This window comes from Maribacter aquimarinus, from assembly GCF_047345505.1.
Taxonomy (GTDB): domain Bacteria; phylum Bacteroidota; class Bacteroidia; order Flavobacteriales; family Flavobacteriaceae; genus Maribacter.
The window spans coordinates 43,314-61,378 of record NZ_JBLFEO010000026.1; the positions used below are offsets into that span (position 1 = coordinate 43,314).

At 48.1% G+C, this 18,065-nt stretch carries 10 protein-coding genes; all 10 read left to right on the plus strand.

The genetic code is table 11. The features are described from left to right. The first annotated feature begins 352 nt into the window (after positions 1–352). Complete coding sequence (locus ACKWCC_RS15735; protein ID WP_413996916.1) at positions 353–3,340, plus strand: SusC/RagA family TonB-linked outer membrane protein; 2,988 nt, start codon at positions 353–355, stop codon at positions 3,338–3,340. An 11-nt stretch (positions 3,341–3,351) separates the two neighbouring features. After that, on the plus strand, positions 3,352–4,893 hold the full coding sequence (locus tag ACKWCC_RS15740) for a RagB/SusD family nutrient uptake outer membrane protein (RefSeq protein WP_413996917.1): 1,542 nt from the start codon (positions 3,352–3,354) through the stop codon (positions 4,891–4,893). Between the two features lie 18 nt (positions 4,894–4,911). Then, positions 4,912–6,699: a LamG-like jellyroll fold domain-containing protein gene (locus ACKWCC_RS15745; protein ID WP_413996918.1), complete on the plus strand. Its 1,788-nt coding sequence runs from the start codon at positions 4,912–4,914 to the stop codon at positions 6,697–6,699. A gap of 292 nt (positions 6,700–6,991) precedes the next feature. Continuing rightward, positions 6,992–8,377 carry a glucoamylase family protein gene (locus ACKWCC_RS15750; protein ID WP_413996919.1) on the plus strand — a complete coding sequence of 462 codons (1,386 nt, stop codon included), beginning with the start codon at positions 6,992–6,994 and terminating at the stop codon, positions 8,375–8,377. Positions 8,378–8,596: 219 nt separating this feature from the next. Further along, the gene (locus ACKWCC_RS15755) at positions 8,597–9,985 is read left to right on the plus strand and encodes a glucoamylase family protein (protein ID WP_413996920.1); all 1,389 of its coding nucleotides are present in this window, start codon (positions 8,597–8,599) and stop codon (positions 9,983–9,985) included. Between the two features lie 31 nt (positions 9,986–10,016). Then, positions 10,017–10,754: a carboxylesterase family protein gene (locus ACKWCC_RS15760; RefSeq protein WP_413996926.1), complete on the plus strand. Its 738-nt coding sequence runs from the start codon at positions 10,017–10,019 to the stop codon at positions 10,752–10,754. Then, positions 10,751–12,484, plus strand: coding sequence for a family 43 glycosylhydrolase (locus tag ACKWCC_RS15765; RefSeq protein ID WP_413996921.1), 1,734 nt, complete (start codon positions 10,751–10,753; stop codon positions 12,482–12,484). The genes ACKWCC_RS15760 and ACKWCC_RS15765 overlap by 4 nt, the downstream gene beginning before the upstream one ends. A gap of 24 nt (positions 12,485–12,508) precedes the next feature. Beyond that, positions 12,509–14,782, plus strand: a complete 2,274-nt coding sequence (gene bglX, locus ACKWCC_RS15770; RefSeq protein ID WP_413996922.1) for a beta-glucosidase BglX — start codon at positions 12,509–12,511, stop codon at positions 14,780–14,782. Between the two features lie 369 nt (positions 14,783–15,151). Next, positions 15,152–16,789 carry a sulfatase family protein gene (locus ACKWCC_RS15775; protein ID WP_413996923.1) on the plus strand — a complete coding sequence of 546 codons (1,638 nt, stop codon included), beginning with the start codon at positions 15,152–15,154 and terminating at the stop codon, positions 16,787–16,789. A 974-nt stretch (positions 16,790–17,763) separates the two neighbouring features. Further along, positions 17,764–18,065 (plus strand): single-stranded DNA-binding protein (locus ACKWCC_RS15780; protein WP_413996924.1); only part of this gene is annotated, 302 nt, incomplete at its 3' end.

Here is an 18,065-nt window from a genome sequence, read left to right on the forward strand (position 1 = left end):
CCGATAGATGCCCCTCGAAAGCGGCATAGAAAAAAAGCCAAATCCCCACATATCAGAACCACTCCGTTGGCGAAGTGGTAAATAGAGGGTAAGCTCCCATCGCATTTCCGCAGAAAGCTTACTACATCATTACTACATCGTCCTGTTAAAAAACATAAATTCCCACCTTCACAAAATCGCTCAACAAGCTCGCAAAAGCGCAAGTTTAATGTGTTGCCATCCCCTGATGTATTTTTTATGTAGTCTGCTAACGAGGTCAAGGCGGATCATCTTTGCTAATTTAGAGGAAAACTAACTCAATAAATAAGCTATTATGAAAATTAGTAAGGTTTTTTTGATAATGCTATTACTATTGTCATATGGACAACTCACCGCGCAAGGCACCATTACGGTCTCGGGAGTGGTCTTGGACAACGAAAACCGCCCCCTTCCCGGGGCTTCCATCGTTCTCAAGGGAACCACAACAGGCACGCAAACGGATTTTGACGGAAACTTCACCCTAGCTGGAGTGCCCCCAGATGGCATCCTGTCCGTAAGCTATATCGGATACGCCACCAAAGAGGTGGCCGTGGCAAACCAGACCAACATCGATATCATCTTGGAAGAGGACACCCAAGCCTTGGATGAAGTGGTAGTGGTGGGTTACGGGGAATTGAAAGTCAAAGACCTTACTTCCGCCATTACAACGATCGAGTCCGAAGAGATTGCAGCAGTGCCCACCGGGCAGGCCATGCAGGCCCTCCAGGGTAAAGTGGCGGGGCTTCAGATTGTGAGCAATGGATCGCCCGGGCAGGGGCCAACGGTACGTCTTAGGGGCATAGGCTCCTATAATACAGGAGCTTCTGCACCCTTATATGTTGTTGATGGGATGTTTTTTGATAACATCGATTTCTTGAACACCGCAGATATCAGCTCCATCTCCGTTTTAAAGGATGCCTCGGCTTCCGCCATCTATGGGGTTCGCGCCGCTAATGGGGTAGTACTGATTGAAACAAAGTCGGGCAGCTTTAACAAGAAGGCTGAAATAACCTATGATGGCTATACGGGTTACCAAGTGGGCCAGAATGTTCTCAAGGTGGCCAATGCGGAACAGTTCACCACCTTGGCCCTGGAATCTGGATCTGCTGCCGATGCACAGTTTATTTTGAATGCCATGCAACGATATGGCCGTAGCAGGGTAAATCCGAACATTCCGGCAGTGAACACGGATTGGTACAACGAAATCATGCGCACCGCCCCCATTCAAAACCATAGTTTTGGCGTCACGGGAGGAGCTGACAATGTAAGCTATTCCGTGGGGGCCAACTACTTTCAACAGGATGGGATTTTGAAAATGGAAAACAATTATGAACGTTTTAACCTCAGGGCCAAGCTGGATTTCCAGGCCAATGACTGGTTAAAAATGGGAGCCAATACGGTGATCAGCAATGCAACCCGATTCGATGGGGAAAATGGCGCCTGGCGTTCCGCTTATTTTGCGGTTCCCATTATGCCCGTACTGGACCCCAATCTTGCGAACGACCCAAGTGTTTTCCCAACAAACTATGCCAATGCCCAAGACCTGGGTTACCGGGGCGGCCAGAACCCCTTTCCCAATATGGACACAAGCGAAAATAGGGTTCGAATACGCAATGTCCTGGCTAATTTTTACGCAGAAGCTACACTGATTCCAAACAAGCTCACTTTTAAAACGGCGTACAATCATAACTTTCAAACCTTCAATTCAAGAAGTACACGCCTACCATTTTTTATAGGAAATCAATTTCAACGTGAGAATGCAAGCATCGCCAAAAGTACTACCACCATCTCCAACCAAATATGGGACAATACCATTACCTATACCCAAGATTTTGGCGATCATAGTGTAACGGTATTGGGAGGAGCTTCCTTCAGGGACGAGTCCTTTCAGACCCTTTTTGCCACGGGACTAAATTTTCCGTTATCTGGAGAGGAAGCGTTTTACTTGGATCAAGCGCAGACTATTGTTGAGGAAAGCGTAGGCGACGGAGGGGCAAGGGAGTATGGATTGTCTTATTTCGGGAGGATTTCCTATAACTTTGACAACCGCTACTTATTATATGGCACCTATAGAGCCGATGGCACTAATAAATACCAAGAGCAATGGGGCTATTTTCCCACAGTGGGCGCAGGTTGGGTCCTTTCTGAAGAGTCTTTTATGCAAGGGGTTCGCGGCATTGATTTCTTAAAGCTCAGAGGGAGTTGGGGTCAACTGGGAAATGACAACGTACCCTCTAGCAGTGGATCCATTACTTCTAGCGTTGTCCTTACCGCGTTGGGAGACACAATGTTCAGTGGATTGAACACTGGAAGTGATTTCACATCCCTAAAATGGGAGGTTACTGAAGAAACAAATGTGGGTATCACAGCCAATTTTTTCGATAGTAACCTATCGTTGGAAGCAGACTATTACATCCGTGACACCAAAGATGCGGTGATTCCGGTGGAAAGGCCCCTAATTCCAGGAGCCATCAGGCAGAACGTGGGAGAAATCAGAAATTCCGGATTTGAAGTGGCCCTGAGTTGGAACAAGGCCGTGACCAATGACTTTAGTTATGCCATAGGGGCAAATTTTGCTACCTTAAGCAATGAAGTGTTGAGTTTGAGCGAACAACCTTTTTTGGATGCGGGCACCGCTGAATTCCGTCAAAGATCGATCGTGGGGCAGCCCCTGTTCGCCTTCTTTGGAAGGGAAACGGATGGGATTTACCAAAACGAAGCAGAAATTGCCGCCGATCCCGTGGCAGTGGCCAACGGACTCGTTCCAGGAGATTTTAGGTACAAGGAAAATGGCGGGGACCCGAACACCATTGATGACGATGACAGGGTCGTGTTGGGGTCTTTCCTGCCTTCCTATACCTTTGGCTTCAATCTAGGCGTCAATTACAAAAACTTTGACTTCACCGCTACCGCCCAGGGCCAGGGAGGCAACAAAATTCTAAATCGGAAGCGTATGGAGGTCATCTTCACCAACGACACCAACTTTGACCGCGATTTTGCGATTAACCGGTGGCACGGGGAAGGAACCACAAACAGCTACCCATCTGCAGCAGCTGTTCGCAAAGGTTGGAACCAAAGATTGAACGATTATTACGTGGAAGACGGGGATTATGTGAGAATACAGAACATCACTTTGGGATATACCATAAACAAGGACGGAAAGAACAACAAAATTCCGACTACGAGGATTTACCTAACGGCGGAGAGACCATTGACCTTGTTTAACTACAACGGATTTAACCCAGAGGTGGCCAACGGAGTGGACAATCAGACCTATCCCATCCCTGCCGTGTACACGATGGGAGTGAACATTAAAATTTAAAAGATAAAGCTATGAAACCCTTAAACAAGAAGCTATCACCTATTTTGATCATGGCATTTGCCATGGCCATCCTGGGCTGTTCCGACCAATTGGACGCCCCACAAGAGAACAACAATTTTGCCGGTGGCACGGACTTTACCAAAACCGAGGATATGAAATTATCCATTATTGGTGTGTACGCCGCTTTTCACTCAAGAGGTTGGGAACAGCCCCTATTGATATCCGTTAGAGGAGATGACGTGAATGCGGGAGGTTTGGGAGACCAACAACAGTTTACGGATACGGACCTGTTCAACTATGACAAGGATTATTGGATGTACAATTCTCTTTGGGAGAATATGTATGTTGATGTGATCACGGCCCATACGGCCATGGAACAGATAACGCGTTACCAAGAATTCGCCAATGAAGCGGGCCAAGCGGAAGGAGATCAGTACATTGCCGAGGCAAAGGTGCTGCGGGCCATTATGCTTTTCCATATTTCGCAAGTTTGGGGAGGTGTGTTCATTCCTCGGAATTCGGACCCCAACGAACTTCTGGATTTGACAGAGGTACCCACACAAGCGGAGGTAATGCAACATCTATCCGACCAGATGGATGAGGCCATTCCTTTCCTGCCCGATCTAAGACCCAACGAAAGGCAAGACCTTCCGGGCGGGGTCACCAAATACACGGCCCTGGCCATAAAAGCACTGGCCAACCAAGAATTGGAAAACTATGAAGCTGTCGCGGATGCCACTGGACAGATCATCAACTCGGGAAAATTCAGCCTATACCCAGATTTCTATGAGCTCTTCAAGACACCTGGAAAGCTCAGTGATGAGAGCATTCTGGATCTGCAGTATTCCGATTTTGGCCAAGGTGAAGGTGATCGGGAAGGGCATCTTTATGCACCGTATGGCCCACAAAACTGGACCCCGGCGGTAGAGGGCTCCAGCAGTGGGTGGGGTTTTTATGAACCCAGTCAAAAATTCATTAAGTTCATGCTGGACCGGGGTGAGACCGTGCGCTTGGAAACCAGTGTACTCTTTACAGATCGCGGCATAACGGAACTGAGAACCGATCCGGCTTATCAAGACCTGCCAAGCTTTGTAAGCAACACTACCCGGGATGGCGATATCATCAATGACTATCCCCGCGCCCTTTTTGCCAGTGGAAAGCACTATCTGCCCTCAAATCAGCTCATTCCGGGAAGAACAAGTTATGGCAGCAACAAAAACTATAACGTGCTGCGCTATGGTGAGGTTTTGCTGATGTATGCCGAGGCCGTGGCCCAAGGAGCCGCACCTACCTCCATAAGCGCGGATGCCGCGGTGAACCTAGTGCGGGAAAGGGCCAATATGCCCCCGCTTTCTGGCGTAAACCTTGATGAGATCATAGATGAAAAATTTGCCGAACTCGGAATGGAATGGGGCAAGCGTTATTTTGATTTGATCCGTCTCGGCAGGTATGATGAGTTGAATTATGACGGAAGAACTTTTTCCGAAAATTTGAAATTTCTCCCTTATCCCCAACCCCAAGTGGACAGATTCCCCATCTTGGAGGCTAACTAACAGCAAAAACCAAAAGCCATGAAACGTTTTACAAGCATAGTCCCTTTTTTAGTAACGATTTTATTTTTCACTGCCTGTGATCAAGGAATAGATGGCATCACGGCCATAGAACCACCTGCAGATGCAACGGCTCCCGTAGTCACCATAAAAGCCCCTTTGGATGGTTCAAAAATAAAAGTGTTGGCAGATTTTGCGGAAGTGGCCATAGATTTTGAAGTTACCGACGATGTGGAAGTGGGCTCGGTTACCGTGACGCTCAATGACGAGATCATTGGCACCTTCACGGATTTCAAGGATTACCGAAGGCTACTTGTGGAAGATCTTGTTGTTGATGGATTGGCGGATGGATCATATACCCTCACTGTTACCGCAGTGGATTTGGACGGTAAAACGACCTCTAGCTCGGTATCTTTTGAAAAAGAGCCCGCCTACGTCAAAAAATACGATGGGGAAGTACTTTATATGCCCTTTGATGGCGATTTTGTGGATCTCATTAGTTTTGAGACGGCCCAAGCCGTCGGGAACCCCGCCTTTACGGACGATGCCCTAAACGGTACGGCTGCCTACGCAGGCGCAACGGATTCCTACCTTACACTTCCCGCAGATAGGTTGAAGACCCCTGAGTTCAGTGCCATTTTCTGGACAAAGGTCAACGCCGATCCCGATCGGGCCGGATTATTGGTCATGAGCCCGCCCATGGATGCCAATGGGGGTAATGTGCTCACCTCCGGATTCCGTTTCTTCCGGGAAAATGCAGGCGGAGAGCAACGCTATAAACTAAACGCCGGTTTTGGATCGGGTGGCCAGTGGGTAGATGGCGGTGAAGCGGCCGATGTTGATCCCAATCTCGGAAAATGGGTGAACATGGCCTTTACCATATCTGGAAGTCAGGCCACGGTTTACATAGATGGTCAAATCGTACAACAGGTGCCGTTCAATGGAATTGATTGGACGGATGTGGATGTATTGTCCATAATGTCCGGTGCCCCAAATTTTAGTGGTTGGAACCATTTTTCCGATCTGAGCTTTATGGACGAGCTGCGCATATTTAACAAAGCCCTGACCCAAGAGGAAATCCAGACCATAATGGAAGATGACTCCGGTGTGGACCCAAATGAATACACGGGGACATTTGAAGGAGAAATGTTTTATATGCCATTTGACGACAGCAATATGGAGCTATTCTCCAATGAGGAGGCCACGATGGTAGGCACAACAGGCTTTGCCGGAGAGGCCAAAGAAGGCACAAATGCCTTTGCGGGAGCAACCGATGCGTACCTGACCTTTCCCACCACCGACCTCACCACCGAAGAATTCAGTGCTGCGTTCTGGTACAAAGTAAATGCAACCCCTGATCGTGGCGGCATCTTGGTAATGGGGCCACCGGATACAGAACGGGCAGAATACCCAGAGGTGCAAAATCTGCGCACGCACGGCTTTAGATTGTTCAGGGAAAATGCAGGCGGCCTTCAGCGCATCAAGTTGAATGTGGGCGATGGTACGGCAGACACTTGGGTGGATGGTGGCGCAGCGGCAGACATAGACCCCGAAGTGGATGATTGGGTGCACATTGCCTTTACCATATCCAATGACCAGGCCATTGTGTATCTCAATGGTGCGCAGGTGCAGGCATCGGACTTTTCTGGAATAGACTGGACGGGCTGCGATGTGCTCTCCATCGCCTCCGGAGCACCCAGGTTCACCGAATGGGGCCATGGCTCGGACCTTAGTTTTATGGACGAACTCCGTTTCTTCAATAAAGCGCTGACACCCGAACAGGTCTTGGCCGTGATGGGATCTGATTAATTTATTTTCCAAGCAATCAAGGACAGCTGGGAAATAACAGAACTCAGGGAATAGTAGCCAATAGCAATGTATTCCTTGGCCTTTGCAGTGCTGGAATGAACAAGCCTAATCACTTGAAATCGTAAAAGAGCTAAGATTCAAATCATTCAGGGCTGGCAACTGTTGGGACACGAAAGCAAACTGGAGTTCTTAGGTGAAAATATAGTGTTTGGAGAGAATCACAACTTCTCGCTCCCTAGTGGCCAAACCACCCAATAGCCCGGACTGATTTGAGAGTTGAAATAAAATGAAAATGAAAAATCTTTTTATGTGGACGTCAGCTATTATAGTCGTGCTGGCGATGGCATTATCAGGATGTAACGATAGTAAAAAGGACAAGGTGCAAAAAGCAGCCCTTGCCAAAGCTGAACCCCGGATCTCTGATGAGGAGCTGATGGACTTGGTACAACACCAGACCTTTAACTATTTCTGGGAAGGCGCAGAACCAACCTCTGGTTTGGCGCGGGAACGCATCCATCTGGACAATGTATATCCAAACCACGATAAGGACATAGTGACCATTGGTGGTTCCGGGTTTGGTTTAATGGCCATTTTAGTGGGTGTGGAAAGAAATTTCATTACACGGGAACAGGCCCTGGACCGCTATGAAAAGAGCATTGGTTTTTTGCAAAGGGCAGACCGCTTCCACGGGGTGTGGCCCCATTGGTTAATGCCCACGGGCCGTACCGCACCTTTCAGCGAAAAAGATGATGGGGGCGATCTGGTGGAGACTTCCTTTTTGCTTCAAGGCCTTTTGACCGCGAAAGAGTATTTCAACAAGAACAACCCACGTGAAGAAAAGCTTCGAAACCAAATTCAACAGCTGTGGGAGGAGGTGGATTTTTCTTGGTACACCAAAAAGGAAAACACCTTGTATTGGCATTGGTCTCCCAACTATGGGTGGGAAATGAATTTTCCCGTGGGTGGCTACAATGAAGCGCTTATTATGTATGTCTTGGCGGCAGCCTCTCCCAAACATGCCATCCCCAAAGAGGTGTACGAACAAGGCTGGGCAGGTAACGGGGCAATTAAAAAGGATACGACCTATTATGGCTTAACAACGGAAATCAACCATTATGAACATGGAAATGCCCCGGTGGGGCCATTGTTTTGGGCACATTATTCTTATTTGGGACTGGACCCGAGGGGGTTGAGCGATCAATATGCAGATTATTGGGAAGTGAACCAAAACCATGCCTTGATCAATTACAGGCACGCCGTGGAAAACCCAAACCATTTTAAAGGTTACGGGGAAAGCTGTTGGGGGCTCACATCCAGTTACTCCATTAACGGTTATGCCGGCCATAGGCCAGATGAAGACCTTGGTGTCATTGCCCCCACCGCGGCACTCTCTTCCATACCATATACGCCCAAGGAAAGTCTGGGGTTCTTGCGGCACTTGTACACGGAACACGATTCACTGATCGGTAAATATGGCCCCTATGACGCCTTCAGTTTTGAGAAGAATTGGAGTCCTCCTAGATATTTGGCCATTGACCAAGGTCCCATTCCGGTAATGATTGAAAATCACAGAACCGGTCTTTTATGGAAGCTGTTCATGCAAAATGAAGATTTAAGGCGTGGTTTGGACAGATTGGGTTTCATTGTTGAAGACACCTCGCAGAACACTGGCCCATAACCGTTGTGGTAAGATTGAAAAATGAAAGTGACATAGCCAAAACCAAATCTATTTGCCATGAAATGAGCCATAACCAATCTTAATGCCCAGAGATATGTTTATTGGCGAAACCGAAGGTTCATGAACACCTTTAAAAAATCAATTTGGACGTGGAAAATCACACCTGCCCGAACCGGAACGGGCAGGGCTGACCTACAAAAACCCAATAAAAATAAACAGATGAAAAGATGGATAAACCTTGTAATGGGAACTATAACCCTCTTTTTTGCCTGCGCTTGCATAGACAATGACGGCCCGGGCCCCACAGGAAATTCCGAATTGCCCGATCCGGAACCGGAGCCGGAAGTAGAACTCACGGATGAGGAATTAATGGACCTGACACAGGAGAGAACGTTTAACTATTTCTGGGAATTTGCACACCCCGTTTCCGGGGCCGCCAGGGAGCGCTACCACCCCAACGATCCCGATAACGACCAAAACACGGTGACGATGGGTGGCACCGGGTTTGGCCTAATGGCCATTCTGGTGGGAGTGGAACGCGGTTATGTGAGCAGGGCGGAGGCCGTGCAGCGTTTAAACAAAATAGTGTCCTTTTTGGAAACAGCCGAGCGTTTTCGGGGCGCCTGGCCCCATTGGCTCAATGGAAATACAGGTAAGGTAATTCCCTTCAGTGCCAAGGACAATGGTGGGGACCTGGTGGAAACAGCACTGTTGGCCCAAGGGCTTATCTGTGTAAAGGAATACTTTAAAGAGGGTTCAGATACCGAAAAAACCTTGGCCAATAAGGCCGATGCACTATGGAAGGGTGTGGAGTGGAACGGGTACACCCAAGGACAAAATGCCCTATTTTGGCATTGGAGCCCAACCTACGGCTTCGACATCAATTTAATGATACGGGGGTATAACGAAACCCTGATCACCTACGTCTTGGCCGCAGCATCTCCAGAATATGGGATTTCAAAGGAAGTGTATGAAAATGGATGGGCGTCCAATGGATCCATAGCGTCCGCCAATACCAATTATGGCTACCCCTTGGTCGTGGAGCACCCCGGTTCACCCCTATATGGAGGACCTCTGTTTTTCTCGCATTATTCCTTTCTGGGACTCAACCCCCAGGGCCTATCGGATGCGTATGTGGACTATGGAACGGCCGCCGTGAACCATATCATGATCAATTACGAGTATGCCGTGGAAAACCCAAAAAAATTCAAGGATTATGGAGAGAACTGCTGGGGATTGACGGCCAGCTATACCCGAAACAGTGACGGCGGTATCGGGTACACGGCCCACTCACCCGTAAACGATACCGGGGTTATTTCACCAACGGCGGCTATAAGCTCACTTCCCTATGCGCCAGAGGAATCCTTGAGGGCCATGCATTATTTTTATGGCCACAAGGACAAGCTTTTGGGCCCCGCAGGTTTTTACGATGCTTTTAGCCCCCAGTTCAATTTCTGGGTGGCCGAAGCATATCTGGCCATTGACCAAGGACCTCAGATCATAATGATTGAAAATTACAGGACAGGCCTTCTCTGGGATTTGTTTATGCAAAACACAGAGGTACGGGCCGGACTTGATAAACTCGGTTTTACATATGCTGGCAAATAAACACGTCATTCTTTTCACTCTTTGCATTACTATGGCCAGTTGGGGCCAAGATAAAGAATATAAGACAGCAAACTTCATTCAGTCGGGGGACACCTTGTTATATAGGGTGCTCTATCCCAAGGATTTTTCTGAGAACAAACAATATCCCTTGATCTTCTTTTTGCACGGTGCGGGGGAGCGTGGAAATGACAATGAAAAACAACTGGTGCACGGAAGCTCCCTTTTTACGGATGAAGAAGTTAGAAACCGCTTTCCCGTTATAGTGGTGTTTCCGCAGTGCCCAGAGGAAGATTACTGGTCCAACGTATCAATAGACCGCAGTAAAACACCAATTGAACTGGTTTTCAATTATAAAAAACCACCCACAAACGCCATGAAAAGCCTAATGGGCCTGATGGATGATGTTATGGAAAAGCAGTTTGTTGCCAAAAACCAAGTGTATGTCATGGGCTTGTCCATGGGGGGCATGGGCACCTTTGAAGTGCTCTACAGAAAACCAAGCACGTTTGCGGCGGCAATTGCCATCTGCGGAGGTGGATGGCCACAAGGTGCAAGCTGCTTTTGGGACACGCCCATTTGGCTGTTCCACGGTGCCGATGACAATGTGGTGCACCCGCAGCTATCCTTGGATATGGCCTCTGAAATATTACACTACGGCGGAAGCCCCAAAATGACCTTGTACGACAACACTGGCCACAACAGTTGGGATCCCGCATTTGCAGACCCTTCCCTCTTGCCTTGGCTATTTTCAAAACAACGAAAACAATGAAAACCACACGGAACACTCTACTGCTGTGGCTTGCCTATGGAGCAATCCTGAGTTTCATGGCATCTGCCAGGGCACAGCAAAGGACCTATTGCAATCCCATCAATATAGATTATACCTATATGATCTACAACTCCTACAAGGACATGAGCTATCGATCGGGGGCAGATCCAGCTGTGGTAAAGTTCAGGAACGCGTATTATATGTTCGTTACCCGCTCAATGGGGTATTGGCGTTCAACCGATTTGAACCATTGGGAATTCATTGTCCCAGAGAAATGGTACTTTCAAGGATCCAATGCCCCAGCGGCTTTCAATTACAGGGATTCCTTGCTCTATGTTGCCGGTGATCCATCCGGCCAAATGAGCATTTTGTACACGGACAATCCCAAAAAAGGGGACTGGAAAGCCACCCCGGGCATTCTTACACGCCTGCAAGACCCTGCACTGTTCATTGATGACAACGATGAGGCCTTTGTATATTGGGGTTCTTCTAATAAATTTCCAATACGGGCCAAAAAATTGGAGATGGCAGACAGATTCAAACCTTCAGAAGAAACTTATGAGCTCTTCAACCTTAAACCGGACGAACACGGCTGGGAACGCTTTGGGGAAAACCATAGGGATACCATCTTGAGTGGTTACATTGAAGGACCTTGGATGACAAAACACAAAGACACCTATTATCTACAGTATGGCGCTCCGGGAACCGAATTTGATGTTTATGCCGATGGTGTTTATACCAGCTCCTCTCCCCTTGGTCCCTTTGAGTATGCGGCACACAATCCTTTTTCTTACAAGCCCGGCGGGTTCATCAATGGTGCGGGCCACGGAAGCACGGTAGTGGGGCCATGGGAAACCTATTGGCACTTTGCCTCAATGGCCGTCAATGTCACGGTGGGTTGGGAGCGGCGCATAGGGATGTTCCCCACCTTTTTTGACAAAGATGGAACCATGCACAGCAACACGAGATTTGGGGACTATCCACACCATGCACCCAGTGTGCCCCATAAAAATGGGTCGTTTACGGGTTGGATGCTGTTGTCTTACAAAAAACCGGTGAGCACCTCTTCCGCCCTAAAGGGTCATGAAGCGAGTAATTTGGTAGATGAGGACGTACAGACTTTCTGGGTGGCGGAGAGCAACAAAAAAGGCGAACAAGTGGAGATCGATCTATTACGGCCTTCGCTTGTAAAAGCAATCCAAGTCAATTACAATGACTACAATTCCAATTTGTACGGCAAGATCGAAGGTCTGCACCATAGGTACCTCATAGAGGGATCTCTGGATGGCCAAAGATGGATGCCCTTGGTGGACCAGCGCAATAACTTCAAGGATGTGCCCAATGATTATAATGAGGTGCACGGTAAAGAGAAAATACGCTATATCCGGTATACAAATTACCATGTGCCCACGCCCCACCTTTCCGTATCTGACATCAGGGTATTTGGGCTTGGCTCTGGAAAGTCTCCGAAAGCGGTTAAAAAAGGTAACATTGTTCGGGGGAAAGACCGAAGAACCGCTATGGTCAGCTGGGACCCCGTACCAAAAGCGGACGGATATAACGTGCTGTGGGGCATTGCACCGGACAAGCTCTACAGCTCTTGGATGGTCTATGGGGACAACGCCCTTGATCTAAGGTCTTTGAACACGGACCAATCCTACTATTTTACCATAGAGGCATTCAATGAAAACGGTGTTTCCGAAACCTCGGAAGTAATCAAAGTGAAGTAAACAATCCCTTAAAAGTCCAGTAAGATGAAAATCAATGCCATTATCACCATACAAATTTTCTTTGTCCTATGGGCCATCCGCTCCAGTGCGCAGCAGACCATACCGGAAGTGGAATCGCTCTTGTCCAAAATGACGATAGATGAAAAAATTGGTCAGTTGAATTTGGTCACTCCCGGCGGTGGCATTGCCACAGGATCCGTGGTAAGCACCAATGTGGAGGCAAAAATAAAGGCAGGACAAGTGGGCGGACTCTTTGGCATCTCCGGTCCTGAAAAAATAAAAATGGCCCAAGATTATGCCGTTAAACATACCCGGTTGGGGATTCCGCTTTTTTTTGGATCGGATATTATTCACGGGTACAAGACCACTTTTCCCATACCCCTGGGCCTATCTTCTTCCTGGGATATGGAACTATTGCGCAAGACGGCTGAAATTGCCGCTCTGGAAGCAACCGCAGATGGTGTCAATTGGAACTTTTCCCCTATGGTGGACATAGCGCGCGACCCGCGGTGGGGACGTATTGCGGAGGGCGCGGGCGAAGATCCCTATTTGGGTTCCGAAATTGCCAAAGCAATGGTCAATGGCTATCAAGGAAATGACCTTGCCGCGACCAGAACGATGATGGCCTGTGTTAAACATTTTGCGCTTTACGGTGCCTCTGAGGCAGGTAGGGACTACAATACCGTGGACATGAGCAAAATAAGAATGTACAATGAATACTTGCCCCCCTTTAAGGCGGCGATCGAGGCCGGTGTTGGCAGTATCATGACCTCCTTCAATGATGTGGACGGAGTGCCCGCATCGGGAAATAGATGGCTGTTGACCGAATTGTTGCGACAGCGTTGGGGATTCAACGGATTTGTGGTTTCAGATTACACCTCCGTCAATGAAATGGTAGCGCACGGACTTGGAGACCTACAGGCCGTTTCGGCACTGGCACTGAAGGCCGGCCTGGATATGGATATGGTGGGCGAGGGGTTTTTGACGACCCTGCGCAAATCCCTGGAGGAGCGAAAAATCACAGAGGAGGACATAACGGCTGCCTGTCGAAGGATACTTGAGGCCAAACACAAACTAGGCCTGTTCCAGGATCCCTATCGTTACATCGACACAAAACGACCCCAACGGGATATTCTCACGAAGGAACACCGAAAGATTGCCCGGGAAGTAGCGGCCCAAACCTTTGTGCTGCTCAAGAAACATAGGAACACCTTGCCCCTTAAAAAGGAAGGTACCATCGCTTTGATAGGCGACCTGGCCAACAGCAAAAACAATATGCTGGGCACCTGGGCCCCAACGGGAGACCCGCAACTGTCCATTCCCATTCTGGAGGGAATTAAGAATGTGGCCCCAAATGCAAATATCCTGTACGCCAAGGGCGCCAACATTACCAATGATACGGTAATGGCCAAAAATGTAAATGTCTTTGGGCCCCGTGTTGTAATGGACGCACGCAGCCCAGAGGAAATGCGGAAAGAAGCGGTGGAAGTGGCCAAAAAGGCAGATGTAGTCGTTGCTGTGGTCGGGGAAGCCTCTGAAATGTCCGGGGAATCGGCCAGCAAAACCGATTTGGACCTACCTGAAACCCAAAAAAAACTGATCAGAGCCCTTGTCCTGACGAATACACCCGTGGTATTGGTGCTCATGAGCGGTAGACCTTTGACCATCGAGGAAGAAATGGAGCTCCCCGTGAGCATTCTTCAAGTATGGTTTCCGGGGGTCGAGGCCGGAAACGCTGTTGCCGATGTGCTGTTTGGCGCTTACAACCCGTCGGGTAAGTTAACGGCCACCTGGCCGCTCAATGTGGGCCAAATACCCATTTACCACAGCATCAAGAACACAGGTAGGCCGCAGCCATCATCAACATTCGAAAAATTTAAGACCAATTACTTGGATGCCCCCAACGAACCCCTGTTGCCTTTTGGTTATGGATTGAGCTATACCCACTTTGAATATTTCGATGTACACATAAATAAAGACCAAGTTGGGCCCGAAGAAACGGTGTCCGTCAGTGTAACAGTTAAAAACACAGGTGATTATAGCGGCCACGAAGTGGTGCAACTGTACTTGAGGGATGTGGTGCGAAGCATAACCCCCCCAAAGAGGGCCTTAAAAGGTTTTAAGAAAATCTTCTTGAAACAGGGAGAAAGGAAAACCGTTACATTTGATTTGCGGCCCAATGACCTAAAGTTCCATAATGCCAAGCTGAACTTCGTATCGGAACCAGGAGATTTTGAAGTTTATGTGGGCACGGACTCCAACACAGAGTTGAAGACCACTTTTAAACTGGTTGAATGAGGGCGTCCAAAGATGCCTTTTTCACGATGTAAATGTCCTGTAATCCATTTAATGGCGTAACTCAGCAGTGAAATGGGGTTTGTTTCAAGCCCATTTCTCTTGGCACTAAAAAGAATGTCTTCCAGACCTAATCGATGGTCTGCGATTACCGTTGTGGGAAAAAATTCTTGGAAACTTACTGTTTTATGTTTCTAAAACCACCGATAAAGGCTTGAAAATTTATATAGCGACAGAAAATTGACTGTTGGTTATATAAGAGGTGATGATTGGACAAATTCGGTGTTTTCGATTACTATTTTGATAATTCGCCATATACATCAACATACGCCATGGCAACACTTGGAAAGAGAACATAATCTAATACTAAATATGAAATCGACCATAATAGTACTATTTTTCATTGTGTGCCTATTTTCCTGTGGGGAAGCGGATGAGAAGACGGCTCTCAGAGAAGGCAAAAGGCCCAATATCGTGTTCATTATGTCCGATGACCATGCCATACAAGCCTTAAGTGCTTATGGACATCCCTTGGGCCAGCTTGCGCCCACGCCCAACATTGATAGGATCGCCCAAAACGGAGTACTTTTTAACCGAAGCTATGTAACAAACTCCATCTGCGGACCAAGTAGGGCTGTTATCCTAACCGGAAAGCACAGTCACATTAATGGTTTCAGGCAAAATGGGGATAGGTTTGATGGCTCACAGCCCACCTTCCCCAAAATGTTGCAAGAAGCCGGCTATTCCACGGCACTATTTGGCAAATGGCATCTCCACGGTACCCCAGAAGGTTTTGATGAGTGGAAGATCTTGGTAGATCAGGGCAACTATTACAACCCTGACTTCGTTCAAGGCCAGGACACGATCCGTGTGGAAGGCTATGCCACGGACTTGATCACCAAGGATGCACTGTCCTGGTTGAAAAGCAAAGAACGCGATACCGCGCCTTTCCTGTTGATGGTACAGCACAAGGCACCACATAGAAATTGGATGCCCGCCCTGCGACATACCAACTTGTACGACAGCGTCACCTTTCCCCTTCCCAAAACCTATTTTCCAAGCTTTGGGAATCAAATTGCGGCTTCGCAACAGTTACAGACCATTTACAAAGACATGTACGAAGGCCACGACCTAAAAATGACCTCGGGTTTTGGGAAAACCGAACTTGCCCATAATCCCTGGACCACGGATTTTGAACGTATGACATCCAAACAACGTTCGCAGTGGGACACCGCATACCTGGCAAAGAACAATGCCTTTCACAAGGCAAACCCCAAGGGAAAGGAACTGGCAAAATGGAAGGGACAACGATATTTGAGGGATTATATGGCCACCATTGCCTCGGTCGATGAAGGGGTGGGACAAATTTTGGATTATCTTGAAGCGCACAAGTTAGATGAAAACACCCTGGTGGTCTACACCTCGGACCAAGGCTTCTATCTGGGAGAAAAAGGAATGTTCGATAAAAGATTTATGTATGAAGAATCTTTTGGCACACCGCTTCTTGTGCAGTACCCCAAAGAAATTGCACCAGGTCAAAAAGTAGACGCCCTGGTGCAAAACCTGGATTTTGCGCCCACGTTCTTGGACTATGCCGGCTTTGCTGAAAAGTCGCACAGTATGCAAGGTGTTTCCCTAAAGGGAATATTGTCTGGCGAAACCCCTTCCCAAGATTTTAGGAACGTCATCTATTACCATTACTATGACTTTCCAGCGTTTCATATGGTCAAAAAGCACTACGGAATCAGAACCGATCGGTTCAAGTTAATGCACTTTTATGATGATATTGATACTTGGGAATTCTATGACCTCGAAAAAGATCCAAAAGAACTGAACAACTCCATTGACGACCCTTCCTATGCCGCAATCATTGAAGGTCTTCATTTGAAGTTGGACAGTGTTCAAAAACAGTACGGCGTAACAGAAAGTGAATTTAAAAAAGCGCCCAAGAAGCGCATTGACAATGCATACCGGCAATTTGAAAGGATGAGGGGAATACCGATGCAGTGATTCAATTATCAGCGCTTAAACTATTAACAAAGTTGAAATGATAGAATAAAATTAGCCTGATTAGCCCATTCACCTTCATTCCGCGAAAAGCTACATTGCGGGAAAAGCGCTTCCCTGACAAAAATCTGGGACACGACCCCAAAGCTTACGCCCTACATTCCACTTGACCGCCATATCCCGTAAAAAAACGGGAAACGGTCAAGCCACATTCCGAGCTACAGCTTTGGGGCCAAGTCCGCCAACCCCCTGCCAAACGAGTGCATTCATTTGTCACGGACCGCTCAGCCCATTTTCCTCCATTCCACGCCTGCCCGCTGAAAGGGCGGGAAGCCGCTCCATTGCGCAAAAAGAGCTTCCCTACAAAGGTCTTGGACACCATTCCCGATTTCAGCTTTCCACTGCGTTCATCCCGTCCGCTGCGCCTGCCGGGAACACTCCGCTTCAGCGCCAAAATCGGGAATGAAGTCCGCCTTTCATCGGAAAGCCGTCATTTAGGTCTTCTTGACAGGGTTTTCGGCGAGGTCTTCTTGGGCCCCCGCCCAAAAACCCTTAAAGACCGAAACGCCGTCCTGGACATTTTAAGGGGTTTATAATGGATAAAGCCCTTAATGTTTTTCGGGACGGCGAAAAACGGGCAGGGCATAGCCAATTCTAGATTGAGCGCAGCTGCTTTTTTCGCTCAACTGCCGGTACGCTCCAACGCATCCGCGTTCAAAAGAATTGCCAATGCCCTTGTGGAACTTGTCAAGACCAAGGCAGGTTTTAGCGCAAAATAAGGTTTCTACTTCCTTGAAAACCCAAGGGTTTTACTACGTCGCAAACACACCTGATTTTACACGAAAAGTCTTGACAAAACCCACTTTATCCATGGTGCGGTGCACAGAAGAAAAGAACAAACACCCCTTAAAATTAAAGTTTGATGGAAGGGGAAATATCAATCAGGCCCACGAGAGGGCCACTAAAACCATTTTATTATGAGTACGATTAAAAATCACGTACAGTTGATCGGGAACGTTGGGCAGGACCCGACCATTACGAACCTTGAAAGCGGAAAGAAAGTGTCCCGCTTTTCAATGGCCACGAACGAACACTACAAGGGTGCCAAGGGCGAAAAACGAACGGACACCAACTGGCATACCGTGGTGGCCTGGGGCAAGACGGCCGAAATTGTGGAGAACCATGTTGCGAAAGGCAAGGAAGTGGGCATTGTGGGAAAACTGAAGACCAGGACCTACACCATGGACGATGGAAACCAACGCTATGTGACCGAGGTAGT